Raw genomic sequence first — 17,306 nt, forward strand, 5'->3', positions numbered from 1 at the left:
CTTCTAATTTATGGCAGGGTTGTAAGCTTTCAGTTTATGCGCAATTTTCTTCTTCAGATAAAAAAGTCTTGACTTAACAGTTCCTTCCGGACACTCCAGGATGGAAGCTATTTCCGCAAAGGGTATATCGAGTTCATAGCGTAAGACAAACAGATTACGATCTGACTCCTCACATTGAGTTAAAACATTTTCCAGGACTTTCTTAAAGTCTTTGTGGTCAACATCCGGTTGAAATATCTCAGCTGCAGGCAGGAAGTTATCTTTCGCCGTTTCCCGGAAGGATTGTTTGCGATAAGCATTCTTGCACATGTTAAAGGCAGCTGAATATATCCAGGTGGAAAATCTTCTCTCTGCATCAAACATCAAAGGCTTTTCAATCACCTTCAGAAAAAGATCATGTAGAAAATCCTGAGCCATTGCTTCATCCTTCCACAGCATGCGGTGAAAATACCGGACAAGCTTCTTACTGTAACGACCATACAGTTCGGTAAGAGCACGCTCCTGACCGGACTGTATGTGTTTCATCAATTCCTCATCGGACAATGCTGTCCATCGGTTTTGAAACATTTCTTACTTCTCTATGATGTCCATGAATATCCTGAATCCAATAGTCGCATCTGGTCCTTTGTACTCATTGATGCTCCGGATGGTTGATTCATCCGGTGAGTGGTTCCAGCTTCCGCCGGCAGCTCTTCCTTTCTCCTCTGTCATTTCAGCAACATTACCCACGACATCGAATAAACCCATTCCATTAGGAAAGTAAGATGCGACTGGTCCCATCATACTGTAGCCATCCATACCTACGCTTGGTGAAGCACATGGTTTACAATCTTCAGGCGCTTTGAAGTTTCCAAGAAAACAATTTCTTCTGTTCTGGGCTTTGTTGCGATAGTTATAAGCTTTAAACCATGGATAAAGAACCGTGTTGTCAACAGGAATGACCGTTTCCTTTCCCTTCACAATCTCATCTTCATTTCCTGGCGGTGGGATCGTAACCTTAACAGTGTTCTCATCAAGATTCCAGGATGCAAAGTCAACATAGCCCAGGGCAGCGATCTGCCATTCTTTTACAGTAGGCAAGCGAAACTTTACTTTCTTATACTTGCGATCTGCATTTCCATTGTATTGTTCAGTAAGCCATTCACAATACGCGATCGCACCTTCGTAAGAAATATTAACAGCGGGATAGTTTCGAAAGTTAGTGCGTTGGGTCACTGAACCCCTTGTTTTAATTGCCGGATCCAGATAGGTATGATATCCGTTGAAGAAGGCCTGCGAAGTTTTATCGTATTGTGAAAGATCAATTTTCGCCTTTTCGTAAGTATCTGTGAGATGATTGGTCTTCAGATAATTCAGGAAGAGATTATACTGAGCATTCGTAACCTCCGTGTTGTATGCATAGAGATTGTCCTTCACCTGTCTCAACGAAACTTCCATTTTCTTAAGATCCAGAGAAATTATTACCGGAGGAGCAAGCGGTACTTCTTCCTCACGATGAAGAAAGTTCTCAACCAATGCCTGCTTTCCGGTTTCAGCAGCAATCTTCGCTACCAGTTTTTTCAGTTCCTCTGCCTTTCCAAGCTCACCCGTCTTTACATAATGGTCATTCAGCAAAAGCATGGAGATCAGATAATTTGAACTCATTACTTTCCCTGCAGAAAATTCGTTTTCACCATTAAAATCTACACGCAGATAATCCAGCATAAATCTCTTTTCAAGATTTTCCTTAATAACTGAAATGTTATCAAGCCGTGCTTTACTGTGCTGGGAAGCAAGTCCTACAACATAAAGCTCATTATTTATAGAAGAGATATTATTTCCACCAATCGTTAATGCATAATAAAATTTCTTTGATGGATTCTGCTCTGGCAAACCAGAACAAATCATCTTTTTAATATCCTCATCACCTGATCCTAAAGAAAATTCCAGCGAACTGTTTTTTAATTTCTGAGTGCGGTATGCTTCTGATGTAAGGAGATCAAGGCTCAATACCGTTACATCCTTTCTAACATTCATTACATCCTGTAATATGAATAACGGAAGCGTTGTGTTATCACCATCAATAAACAGAACTGCGCTGCTTTCGATTGACATCAGCACATTGTAGCTATAGCTGAGTAATGCCTGGGAGACCTGACCGCTGCTCAGAAGTTTACTTCCAAATTCTTTTCTATCAGCAGTATTCATGCGAATTTCATTCGCAAGCATCAATGGTCCATAGGTTGCGGATTGTTGGGGCTTCATTGCATAAGCCTCCATCAAAAGCTTCATTGAATTTTCAGAATAGCCTTCATTCAATGCCTGGATAAGCTTCGCTTCAAACGTTCCGGAAATAACTTTTTGAGCCTGACTTGCAATGCTGCTTAGACTGGCAAGTGACTTTTGAGAATAGCGCGAAGCAGCATAAAAATTCAACCATGCATCAGCATTCGCAGGTTCTTGTCTTACTTTTTCTTCCCATCGATCTGCCTGATCAGAATACCAGCTTAAAGATTTAATGATCCTGGTTTTCGGAGCAATAGTTTCGGCACCATCCAAAGCGAATAGAGGAAGACTAAAAAAGACCAACGTGACACATACAAAGTATTTCATAGCAGATGTTTGTTTTGGTGCTGTACACATCGCCTGACAAATGGTTCAGTCCAACACGCAACTATTTCACATGAACTACATGCTGCGATTTTTTTACCAGCTTGCCGAAAGGTTTCAGTTCATGTCCGCATCCTGTTGCGAAGCGCTCAAATTCAGTTGCCTTGTCAGAGTCCACAGAAACCAGCAAACCTCCACTCGTTTGAGGATCAGCCAGAATCACCCTTTGACGATCATCGATGGAACTGATCTTGCTTCCATAACTTTCCCAGTTTCGCTGCGTGCCCCCTGGCATTGATTTTTGCTGTATGTAAGTTTCCAGAAAATCAAATTTCGGAACCTTATCAAACTCAATCTCCGCAGAGAGATTGCTTCCCTCACACATCTCACATAAATGTCCAAGTAAGCCAAAGCCAGTAACATCCGTCATGGCGTTTACATATTCAAGCTGACCAAACTCACCACCGATCGTATTCAACGTCAGCATCGTATCAACTGCTTCCTTCAAATGCTGCTCAGAAACAATTCCTTTTTTCTGGGCGGTAGTTACAATGCCAATTCCTATCGGCTTTGTGAGGTAAAGAATAGATCCAGCTTTCGCCGTATCATTTCGCTTGAGATTTTCCTTCTTCAACTGGCCACTTACCGCCAATCCGAACACCGGCTCAGGACAATCAATGCTGTGACCACCCGCCAAAGGAATGCCTGCTTCAGCACAGATTTTTCTACTACCTTCCAGAACTTCCTTCGCAATCTCTGGAGGGATTGTATTAATGGGCCAGCCTAAAATTGCTATCGCCATAAATGGTTTTCCTCCCATGGCATAAACATCACTGATCGCATTGACAGAAGCGATCGCACCAAACGTAAATGGATCATCCACGATGGGCATGAAAAAATCAGTAGTGCTTACTATGCAGGTTCCGTTTCCAAGATCATACACGGCAGCATCATCCTTTGATTCATTTCCCACCAGCAAGGATGGGAATTTTGCTTTCGGAAGATCAGAATGCAATATGGTATCAAGCACTGCCGGTGAAATTTTGCAGCCACAGCCTGCGCCGTGAGAGTATTGAGTTAGTTTGATAGAAGTCATAGACGCTTACGCAATTGATTTACAAAGGTCGCCGGGCTTTCCCCATCCCATTGAACAATATCTTTTATTTTTTCTTTTCTTTTAGAAATACTGCCCAGATAAGCCTTGTCATAATATGTCAGAAGTATTTCCATGACAGAAAACATATCATTTTCCATCAGCTTTTCCTTTGCTGCATTATAATGTTGTCCTCCCAATCTCTTTACAATCTTCCCCATGATCTCAAGGAACAGATCACGATCCGCATGGCCGTATTCGTTTACCAGGCGTTGGATCCGTACTTCTTTAGATACATCCATCTGAACCAACGGACTGATCGTCATTTGATGCCAGAAATCATGTGGCAGAAATATTTTTCCAATGGCAATTGATTCATCCTCTACCCAGATTCGTTTGGATACATCAAGATCCAGTATTTCTTCAAACAGATCATTCTGAAATTGCTCTGTCGTTGGTTGTTGTGGCATCATCAGGCCACCAAAGGCAGAACCTTTATGGCGTGCGAGTTTCTCCAGATCCAGAATTTGTTCACCTTGCTTTGCAAGTTCTCTCAGTATCTCACTTTTCCCACTCCCGGTGCAGCCACCCAACAGGATGATCTGCATAGGCTTCTTAAAAGATTCAAGTGCCAGTGTTCTGTAGGATTTATACCCTCCTGCCAGTGACTGGGATTTGATACCTGCCATAGAGATGAACTGACAAAAGTTATTGGAGCGCATTCCTCCACGCCAGCAATGCACAATGATATCTTTTCCGTTCGAGATCTCCTTTGTTGCCTGGATGATCTCATGCAATCGCGGGCCTACAAGACGAAACCCCTCACTGATCGCCTGCTGCTGTCCTTGTTGTTTGTAGGCCGTTCCGACAACAACCCGCTCTTCATTATTAAGAAGTGGAATATTAACCGCTCCACGGATATGCCCTGATTCATACTCACCTTCGGAGCGAACATCTGCTACGGTGTGATTTTTCCGCAGATCCAAAAAGTCCTGAATTGAAATGGCCATGCTTGTTCAAAACAAATCTACCATTTTGAATTTTGGAATTACTGTTCCGGACTTAATGCGAACTAATCGTTGAAGTTGACACCGATTGTAGAGGCTATGCCGATACGGAAACCGCTTTCAGTGTATGTTCCGTTCTGGAAGGAGGTGGCAAATTCAAGACGGAACACTCTCAGGATTCCATCAAGCCCATAACCCACTTCTGTATAGTTTTTGGAAGAAGGTGTGTACAAATAATTAACAAAAATATTTTCTGTGATTCCAAGAAGGCGGACATATGGAATTCGTGTGATCAAGAACTTTCTCCAGTGATAATGCACGTTGGCCGTAAAGTATTTGTCTTTCGTGCTGTAAGCATAATAATCAAGCAGGCGATAGCTTCCAACCGGGTCTGTAGTAATGATTGCGGTACGATTACCGAGAAAATGCTCGTAATCCATGAAGTACATTTTATCCGTGTTGAGGAACGTTCCGCCCTTAAGAGCAAGGTCAAGAGTTCCTCTTATTCCGAATTTGATCTGTTGCTTGTACCCGACTTCGATTTGCTCAAACTTCACATCGCTGTCCAGCGCACCAAAGCCACTGCGATATTCTGCCTTAAAGATCGGTGACGAGTTGTTGACGCGGAACTTCCGTCCATTTCTAATTCTGAATTTCTGCCATGGACGAGCTTCAATTCCTACCAGTCCTGTAAATGCATTATGCGCTGCAAAGCCCGTGTCTGTCAATTCAGCATTGACAGGTGCATTGGGAGTGTACTCTTTCTCTCGATAGTTGATAATCGTATATCCGGTATTATTGAACAGCTCACTACGATGTGCCCAGGTCCATTGAGTATAAACCGTGAATCGTTCGTCAAGTTGTTCACGCCACTTGAGATCTACATAGTTGCGCTCATAGATCTTCATCAGGTTATCCTTGAAAAGGAGTGTTGAAAAAGTATTGATGATCGGATGAATAGGATCTTCAGGATTATACTGTTGAACATATCTTCCTCCTTCCAGTGTGATTCTTCTTTTTTGCGATCGATAATCTGCACGCAGTATTCCGGAAAAGACATCCCTGTCGAAAGCATAACGTGCGATCGGAGTGATCTCCAGTCTTGAGGTTCTGGGACGAGCATCCGGATTTAAAGAGTCACGCTTTACCCATCTTTTAAGATAGCCGATGCGGTAAATAAGGTTATAGCCCTCAACTGTATTGAATCCTCCAAAGGGAGTGTGAATCTGAAAATCCTCAGTCTTCGATATTGAATAACGGTCGCCGAGTAATAAATCCCATGGCTGAAATCCCTTGCTCTTTGAAGGCTTCAGCGAATCTCCCTCTTCTCTTTTCTTCTGAACGGTAGAGATGCTGTCTGAAACATGGTATCCACGCTCTTCTTCCTTTGTCAGCTTTGCAGGACGCATTTCCGTCCAGAACGTTGAATCTTTCTTGTACGCCAGTGAATCAACTTTATAGGATGTTTCTTCAATTACTTCAGGTTCTTTTTGTTCTTTCTTCTCCGCTTTCTCATACTCTTTCACAAGTTGATTCAATTCCTTTCGAGTCACATCTTTACCGGATTCAAGGCGCTGCTGAAGCTGCTGACCTTTCTTGCTGTATTTTTTCTCAATCTGCTTCGCCTGTTCTTTCTGAACTGTTTCATCAATCACTGTCATCTCCTGTGGAAGTGCGGGATTAAGAGTAATGGAATAATTCTTTACAGTAGCGAGGTAGTCCGCCACAAACTCAAAACCAAATACTCTTCCTTCAATGATAAACTTCTGCGATACCGGCAGCCATGCCTTGTCTTCGATAGGATTATAGATCGATTTAATATTGATCTTGATGCCCATTTTTGTAGCATTCAACTCCGCACTGTGAATGCTCCACCAGTCCTCCACGATATAGATGGTGCCATCAAAAACATTATCGCCCTTCGAGCGGGGTGTTACTTTTATTTTACTGATCTCATACGTCCTGTCTTTGAAAGATCCCAGGTATTCAAATTTGTAATATGAAAATGATTTTGGTGACAAGGGGGAAACAGTCTCTGCAATCTCAGGTTCGTACAAACTTCCAAACACATATGCATTCGGAGAGGAGTTGCGATTGTTTCCGTTCGTATAAACAGCGATTACCTTCTCTTCGAATTTATTGGGGCGTGTGTATTTGATCTCACTTACTGATTCTTGTATAAAAACCCTGTCCTTTGTGATGCCTTCCTTCTCCAGAGCTCTCTTGGCAATCCATGGATAATCGATCAGCTTGCCCTTTCCCTTTATGTAAACTTTTGCGGTATAGCTATCCAGTTGTTGGGTATGATACTTTGCCTTCGCGATGGCTTTGCGCATGATCGTGTAAGCCGGATCTTCCTTGCCCGCTTTGATCGTCACACTTTGCAATTGAATGACCTGCGTCTTCAGCGTAATGTTTATTTCAATGAATGCATCCTTTATGTCAACCGATTGACTCTGCGTTTCAAACCCCAGATAGTGAAAAACCAAATCATAATGACCATTGGCAAGAGCAACCTCATACTGACCCTGCGTATCACTAACCGCCCCAGAACCGGTTTGCTTAACATAGATCGTGGCAAAGGCAAGAGGAGCACCATCATCACCTTTGATGATACCACGAATTCCGCCTGCATCAGCGGCGAAACCAGAGACAAGCAAAAAGAGGACGATCAGTAATCTGTTCATTTCAGGGAAGACGCAAAGTAAGCTTTTGGAGTTGCCATTTGGTGCTACTTTACTTGTAAAAATTACGAAGCCTCAGCATTTGCTCGACCGGTTCAGGAACGAGATACCGGACTGACTTATTGCTTTGCAGGCATTGACGAATATAAGTTGCTGAAATATTCAGCAAGGGAGCATCTACCATTTTCACGTTCGGGTGACGTTTCAGATCAGAATTTGTTACATCCGGTCTAGGGTAAACATAAAGTCCGAATTCGTTCAATATATGCTCGTGATTTTTCCACTTTTCAAAATTCGTAAGGTTATCCTCACCGATGATCACTTTAAAAGTCTTGCCAGGATGTTTCTCCGTAAGGACAGCAAGTGTATCAACCGTATAGCTTGGTTTGGGAAGATGAAACTCAACGTCAGAAACTTCCAGCTTATAATTATCCGCGATCGCCGCTTTGATCAGATCATAACGGTCAAATTCATGTAGAAGACCTTTTGCTGGCTTGAAAGGATTTTGGGGAGAAACGACAAACCAGACTTTGGTAAGATCTGTATTCTCTGCCATGATATTGGCAATGATCATATGTCCCATGTGAATGGGATTAAATGAACCAAAGAAAAGACCGATTTTTTGAGAAGGGGTCATGGCACTAAAGATAGGAATTGTTATTCGTTGATCGCGGCGGCTTATCTGGCGAAAAAGGAAATGCTAACGAATAATTATTTCTTAAACTCGTCGTACAATCTCTGCGCTTCCGCTAAAGACTCTTTCAGATTTTCATTCACCAGCACTTTATCAAACTTGTCCTGAAAAGTCATCTCAAAAGATGCTTTGAAAAGACGGCGGGATATGCTGTCAGAACTTTCTGTGCTGCGGTCATTGAGCCTTTGTGCCAGGACTTCAAGAGAAGGAACTTTTACAAAAATGGCCAAGCCCTTATCTCCAAAATAATTCTTAAGACTGATACCACCCTTTACATCAACATCGAAGATCACATCTTTTCCCTCTGCCCAGATCCTGTCAATTTCAGATTTCAAAGTGCCGTAGAAATTACCCGCATACACTTCTTCCCACTCAATGAATTCATTGTCATCAATCTTCTTCTTGAATTCCTGCGGACTTAAGAAATGATAATCCTTTCCATCTTCTTCCACGCGACCCCGCTTGTCGCGGGTAGACGCAGAAATAGAAAAACCCAATCCAGGGTTTGTGCTAAGAAGATGTTTAACAATGGTTGTTTTTCCGGAACCGGAAGGAGCGGAGAAAATCAATGCCTTTCCCGCCATTATGAAATGTTTTGGGAGATCTGACTTTTAATCTTTGCTACCAGTTCATCCGGAGCATCTCCCCCACAGCATTTTGATTTTAGTAATTCCTTGATCGTCATGTCAAGGTGATAGGATTTAAAGCATGGCATGCAATTGTCCATGTGTGTTTTGAAGTACTCACGTTGTTCAGGAGAATCCTGTCCGTCAAGAATGAGTTGAAGCATCTCCATGCAGGAAGGCTTCTTTCCTGTTGTTGACACAAATGGATTGGTTGGTAGGCTCATGGCTTAAGAGTTTTTATAACCCATTGATTTGGCATATTCACTTAGCTTCTCTTTTAGTAATTGACGTGCGCGATGAAGACGGCTGCGAACTGTTCCAATTGGTATATCCAGAATTTTCGCCATCTCTTCATACTTAAACCCTTCCAGGTCACACAAAATAATTACTGTTCGAAAATCAACGTCCAATGCATTCAATGCATTGGAAATCTCATCCCCAATCATGTCTTTCAAAGCATCGACTCTGAGATCTGGTGTGATCTGACGGTCGACGTCATCTGAATTATAATACTGCTCTACCTCCTGGTAATCTACCTTGTTTGGCTCCTTGACCTTCTTGCGATAGTCATTAATGAAGCTGTTCTTCAAAATGCGGAACAGCCATGCCTTCGCGTTAGTTCCCTTTTGGAATGATTCTATGAAGCGGAAAGCCTTGAAATAGGTGTCCTGAACCAGGTCCTTGGCATCATCCCGGTCCAGTGTGAGCCGGTAGCCAAAATTGTACATGGAGTTGATATGGGGCAGAAATTCATGATTGAATATCTCCCGTTTCTCTATATCAGTATAGTGTTGACGTGCAACTTCCTCCTCCATAAGCTTCAAAATTAACAAAAGAGGACAGGTTGGAAGAAATTATTTTCAGATGATCCGATAATTCTTGTATTCCCCGATCCGGTAACCAAAAATGCTGCTGATGATGCGTTTCAGTCTTTCTCTGGGTGTAAATCTGTTCTTCGAAATATCATGATCAAATTTCCAGTTGAGTCTTCTGATTCTTTCATGCATGACCATCGGATGCACCCCTTTAAAGTGTTCCAAAGAATCGATCTGAGCATAATCGAAATCATCTGCTTTCGCTACATGGGTTTCGATCCACTGATCATCATGATAAAAATGACTGAAAGCTTTTTGCTTGCGCTGCATAGCACGCGGATCTCTCACCCAGCCATAATGATAAATCGTTGCATCAATTAATTTGACTTTCAGTTTTTCATTAGGCTTCTTCCTGAAACCCTGCGCATCACGATATGAGAAAATATTCTTGTTATTGCGCACTACTCTTATCTCTCTTCGATACCAGTTCCAGGAACTTCCCACATAATCATAAGATCCATAGAAATGCTTGTAGTGAAACAAAAGTCCCTCTACCGATTCATTGTTAATAAACTCAAGCATGGCTTTGCGGACTGCATCATGATACTGTTCATGCAATATCTCATCCGCCTGAATATAAAAGCACCAATCTGTATCCGGTGATATTGCAGAGAAAGCTTTATCTGTTTCAAGCGCAAGCACTCTTCCGCCCTCACGTGAATTTTCATCCCAAACTGTTTCAATGATTTTTATTTTCGGAGAGCCAATACTCTTAATCAGATCAAGCGTTCCATCATTGGAGTTCCCAACGGCCACCACAAATTCATCGCAGAGCGGCAGCACGGAAGTGATCGCCTCTATAACAGGGTAATCATACGTAACTGCATTTCGCACAATGGTGAAGCCGCTTACTTTCATAGCTGTTCTTAATAGCCGCCGGAGGACAAACTATCGTTTCGGTTTAGCAACCGTGGCAAACTGTAAATATCTGATATCGTTGAAAAGGCCCAATGATAAAATAATCAAAGGCCAGGGCTTAATTGATTTCGTGGGATTAATTCCCTCATGAACGATGATCTCATAGTTTAGATTCTCGTACATCTTCCTGATGCTGTTAATCGTAAAGAAACGAAAGTGAGTAAAATCCATAATTCCCTGATCCGCATAATCCCAGTTCTTTCTGAACATCAGATCAAAAAAGTTTCTGAAGTAGCGGATGTTGGGAAGTGAGCTGATCACGATTCCTTCAGATGTCATTTTCGATTTAAGTTTCTCAAGAACAATGTAAGGATCTGTAAGATGCTCCAGCACATCATTGCACACCACCACATCAAAATAATTAGAAGGAAGCTGATCGATGATCACACCGATGTCGCCACAAAAAACCTTATCGAGTTGTTTTTCAGCAACAGCCGCATGCTCCTGCTGATATTCCACGCCCCACACTTCAGCGTTCTTGTCTTTTTTAAGGAAGGCACCGAAGTTTCCTTCTCCACAGCCGATTTCCAACACCTTTTTAACAGCTGAGGGAATGTATTTCAGCATTTCAGGACGAATGCCCTGATAATAATCATCCCGTTTTAAAGTAAGATCAGCCATTATGGAGTGTTTTTCTTCTTCCTGAATTGAAAATAACTTTTCAATTTATTAATAAAGTTATTCTCCGGCACAGACAATTTATAAATAGCCTGCTTGGTGATGCTGTACTTCATAAAAATTTCATCCCGCTCCTCAAAGGCTGATTTTCCAAGCTTGTCGTACAGCTCACCTTTTCCAACAGGCTTGGTGTGTTTCGCAACCAGCAAATCAAAAACTGCAATGCTCTTCTCTCCGAATTTCTTCCGGATCATTTCACCCCACAATATATCAATGCCCCACCCCGATTTATTAAGATTAAAAGTCGGAAGCAGTTCCTCCACAGCTTTTCGATGCATGGCAGGACACATCAGTTCTACCGACGATAGGTAACGAATGCCTGAAAGATTCTTCCTCCTCAGCACCTTCCAGCTTTTAAATGAATCTCTTGACAATACCGGCTGACTCATCATTAACTGATATTCTGTCATCCATTCAAAAAGCAATTCGATGTCCCTCTTCGTGATTTCGATATCATCATCAACAAAGAAGAAATATTCATAACGGGAAAGAAGATCAGGATTCTGAACAAAGAGATTCTGAATCATCACCCATTTGAAATCGAGTAATTTATATAATGAGTAGTTTGGATCAGACTCAGAGATCTTTGGATGAGTGATCTCAGAATGATAAAAAAGTAATGCTACATCAAATTGTCGATCGGCATTGCTGAAAATCCAATCACTGTGCAGTGACTTGTTTCCATAAGGAATAACAACCAGATTCCGGGTATTTGTCAATTTTGGAATTGAGGCCGAAGTACTGTCGATGGAACAGATTTCTCAATGCCATTCTCACACCTTCTGAGATTCTCATGAATCGTCTTCAGAAGTATCGCATCATTGATCGGCAATTGCTTGCGTGAATTTTCAGGATGGAAAAGATGATAACCATAAGCTACAAACTTCACATGCTTTCTTCTGACTCCAAGCTTGCTCATTCTTACCGCAAACTCCGAATCCTCACGTCCCCAACCCACAAAGTCTTCATTGAATCCATTGATCGTAAATACATCCTCTCTCCAGAAAGAAAGATTTGCTCCTCTTACATTCATGTGTCCTTTTCTGAAATAAGAGAATATGTGTGAAAGCAGGTTGCTCTCCAAAGCATTGAGTCGGTTACCGATTCCGGAAGAAAGAAAGCCCACATGCATCGCGCGCTCACGAAGCATGCTTTCAGTACGTTTTTGTAACAGAAGAACTCTTGATCCCTGGATGAACTGTCCTTTCCATGCATGGGACTTATGGCCCTTAACAAAGTTCTCAGGAAGAACCATATCACCATCGATCATGATGATGTATTCAAATTTAGACATCGCAATCGCTTTGTTGCGGATAGCAGAAAGCCTGAAACCAGAATCTTCATGCCAGCAATGAATAAGAGGTATCGGAAAAATAGTCTGATAGAAATCAATGATCTGCCGGGTGTCTTCGCCTGAACCATCATCCGCAATGATAACTTCATCCGGCATGGAGGTTTGATTCAGAACACTTAACAATACCAGCTCAAGGGCATCCTTCCGGTTATAAGTAGTAATGATCAGCGTAGTCCTGAGATGACGGTTTGCTTCATGAAGCTTTGAGTATTTATAAAAGGTATAATTCGTGTTGGAAAGAGAGATCATGGCTCCTTCAAATCCGCCGAAGACTCCCCTCTTGATAAAGAAATTAAAGATAAAGGTGTAGAACGTTTTATAGAAGATCTTAAAAGATGAACTCTTAAGGGTGAATCGCTTCTCCTTTGCAAAAATATCTGAGTAAGACTGCACTTTCGTTAAAAACTCCGCCGCATTCTCGTACGCCTCGTGCATCAAATCACCCCGCAGGTGCATAACATTTACATTTTTCTTCAGGATAACTTTATCATGTGGATTGTCTCCGCCCCAATTCCCCAGCTTCCTATTCCACAATCTAAGTTTCCTATCCGGATACCATGCACTTAATTTCATCCAACGGCCTGCATAGCTGGATAAGCGGTTCATTTCATATGCTTCTGCCGGCCAAAGCTTTTTCGCAAATAGAATTGAGTTCGTTAATTCAGGAGAGAGGTACTCATCCGCATCAAGTGACAGCACGTGATCATAGGTTGCTGCTGCCAGTGCGAAATTCTTCTGCTGGATGTGGCCTTCAAAGGGATGCTCAATAAAGCGAACGCCTTTCTCAAGACATATTTTCTTGGTGAGATCCTTGGAATAAGAGTCGACCACCACAATCTCATCCGCCACGGGTAAGACCGAATCAATGCAGCGAAGAATATTCTTCTCTTCATTGTAGGTAATAATGACAACACTGATCTTAACCATCGTGCAAAATTAAAGATAAAGATTGATTTTGAGATGAACACCGCTTCCGGAGGGCCTTAAAACAAGAAACCCCTGCAAAAAGCAAGGGTTTCTGTTTGATTAGCGACTGGCAACCAGTCCCATCGATTTGACCAGGCTGATGAACTCTGCCTGATATCCCTGAGGATCCTCTCCCTTGGAGGCGCTTGCCAGCTGCAAAACTTTATCATAAGAAAATCCTTTTACGAATTCAGATTCGCGAAGCAGCATTCCGAAAGCCGCAACAGAGGCCGACCAGCGGAAATCATCTGATGTTTTTGTCAGGGCAATGTTTGCATCCATGACTGGATGAGTGATCAGCTTGCTGACATCTCCATCCGGTTTTTTGTAACGAAGTTTGATGGTCATTATTTCATCTGATGCATTCGCAGAAGCGTTGACACTTGTCTTCTGATATTTCAGATCATCAATTTTATAGAAATCACTTTCCACACCAGTTGGAATGATCTCATAAAGAGCGGTGACGGTATGTCCAGAACCTAACTCACCCGCATCCTTCTTATCGTTATTAAAGTCTTCACTCTTCAGCATACGATTCTCATATCCGATAAGCCGATACGCCTGGACTTTGGCAGGATTAAATTCTACCTGAAGCTTCACATCCTTTGCAATGGTGAACATCGTTCCACCAAATTCATTCACCAGAACTTTTTGTGCTTCCAGGATATTATCGATGTAAGCATAGTTGCCATTTCCTTTATCTGCCAGTATTTCCATCTTGGAATCTTTATAGTTTCCCATACCGAATCCCAGAACAGTCAGAAAAATTCCATCATTCCTTTTCTGTTCAATCAGGCGCTCCATTCCTCCGTTGCTGGATTCTCCAACATTGAAGTCTCCATCAGTTGCCAGGATAACGCGGTTGTTACCTTCCTTACGAAAGTTCTCTTTCGCAACAGCATAAGCAAGATTGATCCCTGCTCCACCGGCAGTAGAACCACCCGATTGAAGTTTGTCAAGTGCTTCAAGGATTGTCTTCTTGTCAGCACCGGAAGTGGAAGGCAATACAAGTCCCGCTGCTCCGGCATACACAACGATGGCTACATGATCCTGTTCACGTAATTGTTCCACCAGTAATTTGAAAGATGCTTTCAACAAAGGAAGCTTGTTTACGTCACTCATTGAACCCGAGACATCAATCAAAAAGACAAGATTGGATGCAGGAAGATTATCAGTAGGAATTTTCTTTCCCTGAAGACCAATGTGTACCAGCTTATGCTTGAGGTTCCATGGAGCAGTTGAAATTTCAGTGTAGACTGAAAAAGGATCATCATTGGTGGGCTGCTTGTAATTATAATCGAAATAGTTCACCATCTCTTCAATGCGCACTGCATCTACCGGAGGACGTGAACCATTTTGAATAAAGCGTCTCATGTTGCTATAGGATGCCGCATCAACATCGATGGAAAAAGTAGAAAGAGGATTCTTCAGTGCACCATGAAAAATATTTTCATTGATACCAGTATAATCTTCGGTATTGAAAGATGGTTGCTGCTCGTAGTCATCTCTTGACACTGCATTCGGAGAAGAGGCAACAGAATATCCATAAACCATTTTGCGCATCTCTACCGCGCCTCCAGTTACCACGATTTCCTCCAGTTGCCGTATATCAGTATTGAGAGACACGTTCACAATATTGGATATGCCCAGCTCTATTTCCTGCGATTTATATCCAATAAAAGAAAATACAAGCTTCCCACCTTTGGCAGGAACCTCAAGAGAGTAATGTCCATTGCTATCGGTAACGGTTCCCCTGGTTGTACCTTTTAGAACTATATTAACGGCAGGCAGGGGACTCGCATCGTCAGAAGCGATGACATTTCCGGTAATGGTTCTGGTCTGAGCCTGCGCCATTACTGAGACGAATAGGACTATTAAAACGAGCATCCATTTCTTTTTCATAACGATTGTGTTTTTGTTTTAATGAAGATGCGGTCCGCTTCTTTTTTCCATAAGACTTTTAAAAAAATTATCTTGAGGGGTGTTTTTGCGAAAAGCTTCCAACGGGAAAACAGATGACGAGCTCCTGAATCTGTATCAGACGACCAGTGACCTGGAATGGCTAAGCGTACTATACATGAGATATACGTCCATGGTATATGGTGTGTGCCTGAAATACCTGAAGGATCGTGAGGAATCGAAAGATGCCGTGATGCAGATCCACGAAAAGCTGATCGCCAGCCTGCTGAACCACAAAGTCCTCAATTTTAAAAGCTGGCTGTATGTAAATGCCCGCAATCACTGTCTGATGCAGATTCGCTCAAAAAAGGGCAAAATCATGGAAGAAATTTCACCTTTCCTTATGGAAAATGGCCTGGAGGAGCATCCTGATGAGGGAACGGAATTGGAACAGAATATCAGCAAGCTTGAAAAATGCATTCAAACCCTGATGGGTGAGCAGCAACAATGCGTGAGGCTGTTTTACCTGCAGGAGAAGTGTTATAAAGACATTGCGGAAGAAACGCGCTTTGATCTGAATCAGGTGAAGAGTTATATTCAAAATGGCAAACGGAATCTGAAGATCTGTATGGAAAGTAATGACTGATCATCAAGACGATATTGAACGCTATCACAATGGATCCATGGGATCTGCTGAACGCCATGCGCTGGAGAAAAAATCATTGAGCGATCCGTTTCTCAAAGATGCTTTGGAAGGAGCCGAATCCATTTCCGCTGAAGATTTTTCTGCTGATGTCCGATCGATGCATGAGAAAATAGAAGGCAAAAGATCAGTCACATGGATGTCACCGCTGAGAATCGCTGCGGGCATTATCTTATTTATGGGTGTTGGATCCATGATCTACTTCCTGAATCTTTCTGATCCATCGCAACTTGCTTTCGAAGATGCAAAGCAGGCTGCCTCATATGATTCTACAAGCATCCCTAAAGATTCAGCCGACAATCTACTCACACTCGCAAAGCCTGAAGAGTCGGAAGCCGATCAGGAAAAAGAAATTTCACCAAAAAATTCATCATCACTAAAAAAAGAGAGGTCCAAAGAGCTACCCGCACCAGTGGTAAGTTCAGCACCGGATACAAAATCTATAGGAAGCATTAAGGATGAACCAATAGCAGAAAGTAAAATTGAAGAAATAATAGTAGCTGAAGAACGCGAAGTAGCGACTGAAGAGAAGTCTTCAGGTGCAGGCGCCAAAAGAGATATGTCCTTGACAAAGTCTGAGAAACTAAAAGCCAGCTATGCTGCTGACGATGCTGACAACGCCAAAAAAATATCAGGCAAGGTTGTTTCCTCTGAAGATGGGTCTGCTATTCCGGGAGTCAATGTAATGGTGAAAAACAGTAAGACCGGAACAGTTACAGACTCCGAAGGAAATTTCCAGCTTAAAACAGAAGTGGCTAATCCCGAGCTTATCTTCTCATTCATTGGGATGCATACCGTTCAGGCAAAAGCAAAGGACAGCGACCCGTTAAAGATCGTAATGAATGAAGATGTTTCTCAACTGAGCGAAGTGGTGGTTACAGGTGTATCAACAAAAGAGTCAGAGAACCCTGTCATTAAAACAGCTTCTCCGGAAGGAGGTATCAAAGCATATAATAAATATCTCGAAGACAGTGTGCGGTATCCCCGTCAGGCACTTGCACAGCAGATCAAAGGCAGAGTGATCGTACAATTCAGCATTGACCCTAACGGAGTCCTCTCAGACTTCAACGTTATCAAAAAGCTGGGTTACGGCTGTGACGAAGAAGTACTTCGTCTGGTAAAGGAAGGCCCGAAGTGGACCCCCAATACTCTTGACGATGTTGCCGTTGAAACCCTCGTGAAAGTGCGGGTGAAGTTTGATCCCAAAAAAGCCAGGTAAT

16 protein-coding genes are annotated in these 17,306 nt (G+C 42.4%); 2 read left to right on the forward strand and 14 right to left on the reverse strand.

Translation table 11 applies throughout. From position 1 onward, the window contains the following. Positions 1-3: 3 nt before the first annotated feature. The 14 genes from HOP08_07945 to HOP08_08010 form a co-directional block, all read right to left on the reverse strand. The gene (locus tag HOP08_07945; GenBank protein NOT74847.1) at positions 4-567 is read right to left on the reverse strand and encodes a sigma-70 family RNA polymerase sigma factor; all 564 of its coding nucleotides are present in this window, start codon (positions 565-567) and stop codon (positions 4-6) included. Between the two features lie 3 nt (positions 568-570). After that, positions 571-2,592: an SUMF1/EgtB/PvdO family nonheme iron enzyme gene (locus HOP08_07950; protein ID NOT74848.1), complete on the reverse strand. Its 2,022-nt coding sequence runs from the start codon at positions 2,590-2,592 to the stop codon at positions 571-573. A 61-nt stretch (positions 2,593-2,653) separates the two neighbouring features. Continuing rightward, positions 2,654-3,685: a selenide, water dikinase SelD gene (gene selD, locus HOP08_07955; protein ID NOT74849.1), complete on the reverse strand. Its 1,032-nt coding sequence runs from the start codon at positions 3,683-3,685 to the stop codon at positions 2,654-2,656. Continuing rightward, on the reverse strand, positions 3,682-4,692 hold the full coding sequence (gene mnmH, locus HOP08_07960) for a tRNA 2-selenouridine(34) synthase MnmH (GenBank protein ID NOT74850.1): 1,011 nt from the start codon (positions 4,690-4,692) through the stop codon (positions 3,682-3,684). The genes selD and mnmH overlap by 4 nt, the downstream gene beginning before the upstream one ends. Positions 4,693-4,754: 62 nt before the next feature. Beyond that, positions 4,755-7,376, reverse strand: coding sequence for a carboxypeptidase-like regulatory domain-containing protein (locus tag HOP08_07965; protein NOT74851.1), 2,622 nt, complete (start codon positions 7,374-7,376; stop codon positions 4,755-4,757). Positions 7,377-7,425: 49 nt separating this feature from the next. Continuing rightward, positions 7,426-8,010, reverse strand: coding sequence for a nicotinate-nucleotide adenylyltransferase (locus HOP08_07970; protein NOT74852.1), 585 nt, complete (start codon positions 8,008-8,010; stop codon positions 7,426-7,428). A gap of 74 nt (positions 8,011-8,084) precedes the next feature. Further along, positions 8,085-8,654 (reverse strand): guanylate kinase, encoded by a 570-nt coding sequence (gene gmk, locus HOP08_07975; GenBank protein NOT74853.1) that lies wholly within the window; start codon positions 8,652-8,654, stop codon positions 8,085-8,087. Next, complete coding sequence (gene rsrA / locus HOP08_07980) at positions 8,651-8,917, reverse strand: mycothiol system anti-sigma-R factor (GenBank protein ID NOT74854.1); 267 nt, start codon at positions 8,915-8,917, stop codon at positions 8,651-8,653. Before rsrA ends, gmk begins: the two co-directional genes overlap by 4 nt. Before the next feature lie 3 nt (positions 8,918-8,920). Beyond that, complete coding sequence (locus HOP08_07985; GenBank protein NOT74855.1) at positions 8,921-9,508, reverse strand: sigma-70 family RNA polymerase sigma factor; 588 nt, start codon at positions 9,506-9,508, stop codon at positions 8,921-8,923. Between the two features lie 45 nt (positions 9,509-9,553). After that, positions 9,554-10,426 carry a glycosyltransferase family 2 protein gene (locus HOP08_07990; protein ID NOT74856.1) on the reverse strand — a complete coding sequence of 291 codons (873 nt, stop codon included), beginning with the start codon at positions 10,424-10,426 and terminating at the stop codon, positions 9,554-9,556. Between the two features lie 30 nt (positions 10,427-10,456). Then, positions 10,457-11,053: a class I SAM-dependent methyltransferase gene (locus tag HOP08_07995; protein NOT74857.1), complete on the reverse strand. Its 597-nt coding sequence runs from the start codon at positions 11,051-11,053 to the stop codon at positions 10,457-10,459. A gap of 53 nt (positions 11,054-11,106) precedes the next feature. Further along, on the reverse strand, positions 11,107-11,883 hold the full coding sequence (locus tag HOP08_08000) for a DUF707 domain-containing protein (protein NOT74858.1): 777 nt from the start codon (positions 11,881-11,883) through the stop codon (positions 11,107-11,109). Further along, positions 11,880-13,445: a glycosyltransferase gene (locus HOP08_08005; GenBank protein ID NOT74859.1), complete on the reverse strand. Its 1,566-nt coding sequence runs from the start codon at positions 13,443-13,445 to the stop codon at positions 11,880-11,882. Before HOP08_08005 ends, HOP08_08000 begins: the two co-directional genes overlap by 4 nt. 99 nt (positions 13,446-13,544) lie before the next feature. Then, on the reverse strand, positions 13,545-15,386 hold the full coding sequence (locus HOP08_08010) for a DUF3520 domain-containing protein (protein NOT74860.1): 1,842 nt from the start codon (positions 15,384-15,386) through the stop codon (positions 13,545-13,547). A gap of 175 nt (positions 15,387-15,561) precedes the next feature. Between HOP08_08010 and HOP08_08015 the strand changes: the two genes are divergently transcribed. Together HOP08_08015 and HOP08_08020 are read left to right on the forward strand one after the other, a co-directional pair. After that, complete coding sequence (locus HOP08_08015) at positions 15,562-16,029, forward strand: sigma-70 family RNA polymerase sigma factor (protein ID NOT74861.1); 468 nt, start codon at positions 15,562-15,564, stop codon at positions 16,027-16,029. After that, positions 16,022-17,305, forward strand: coding sequence for a TonB family protein (locus HOP08_08020; GenBank protein ID NOT74862.1), 1,284 nt, complete (start codon positions 16,022-16,024; stop codon positions 17,303-17,305). The genes HOP08_08015 and HOP08_08020 overlap by 8 nt, the downstream gene beginning before the upstream one ends. The last annotated feature ends 1 nt before the right edge of the window (position 17,306 follow it).

The organism is Cyclobacteriaceae bacterium (assembly GCA_013141055.1).
In the GTDB taxonomy this organism is placed as follows: Bacteria; Bacteroidota; Bacteroidia; order Cytophagales; family Cyclobacteriaceae; genus ELB16-189.

Bases quoted from the DNA above. Each gene is read 5' to 3' on its own strand.
- HOP08_07945 (NOT74847.1), bottom strand. From the start codon at position 567: ATGTTTCAAAACCGATGGACAGCATTGTCCGATGAGGAATTGATGAAA.
- HOP08_07950 (NOT74848.1), bottom strand. From the start codon at position 2,592: ATGAAATACTTTGTATGTGTCACGTTGGTCTTTTTTAGTCTTCCTCTA.
- selD (NOT74849.1), bottom strand. From the start codon at position 3,685: ATGACTTCTATCAAACTAACTCAATACTCTCACGGCGCAGGCTGTGGC.
- mnmH (NOT74850.1), bottom strand. From the start codon at position 4,692: ATGGCCATTTCAATTCAGGACTTTTTGGATCTGCGGAAAAATCACACC.
- HOP08_07965 (NOT74851.1), bottom strand. From the start codon at position 7,376: ATGAACAGATTACTGATCGTCCTCTTTTTGCTTGTCTCTGGTTTCGCC.
- HOP08_07970 (NOT74852.1), bottom strand. From the start codon at position 8,010: ATGACCCCTTCTCAAAAAATCGGTCTTTTCTTTGGTTCATTTAATCCC.
- rsrA (NOT74854.1), bottom strand. From the start codon at position 8,917: ATGAGCCTACCAACCAATCCATTTGTGTCAACAACAGGAAAGAAGCCT.
- HOP08_07985 (NOT74855.1), bottom strand. From the start codon at position 9,508: ATGGAGGAGGAAGTTGCACGTCAACACTATACTGATATAGAGAAACGG.
- HOP08_07990 (NOT74856.1), bottom strand. From the start codon at position 10,426: ATGAAAGTAAGCGGCTTCACCATTGTGCGAAATGCAGTTACGTATGAT.
- HOP08_07995 (NOT74857.1), bottom strand. From the start codon at position 11,053: ATGCTGAAATACATTCCCTCAGCTGTTAAAAAGGTGTTGGAAATCGGC.
- HOP08_08005 (NOT74859.1), bottom strand. From the start codon at position 13,445: ATGGTTAAGATCAGTGTTGTCATTATTACCTACAATGAAGAGAAGAAT.
- HOP08_08010 (NOT74860.1), bottom strand. From the start codon at position 15,386: ATGAAAAAGAAATGGATGCTCGTTTTAATAGTCCTATTCGTCTCAGTA.
- HOP08_08015 (NOT74861.1), top strand. From the start codon at position 15,562: ATGAGATATACGTCCATGGTATATGGTGTGTGCCTGAAATACCTGAAG.
- HOP08_08020 (NOT74862.1), top strand. From the start codon at position 16,022: ATGACTGATCATCAAGACGATATTGAACGCTATCACAATGGATCCATG.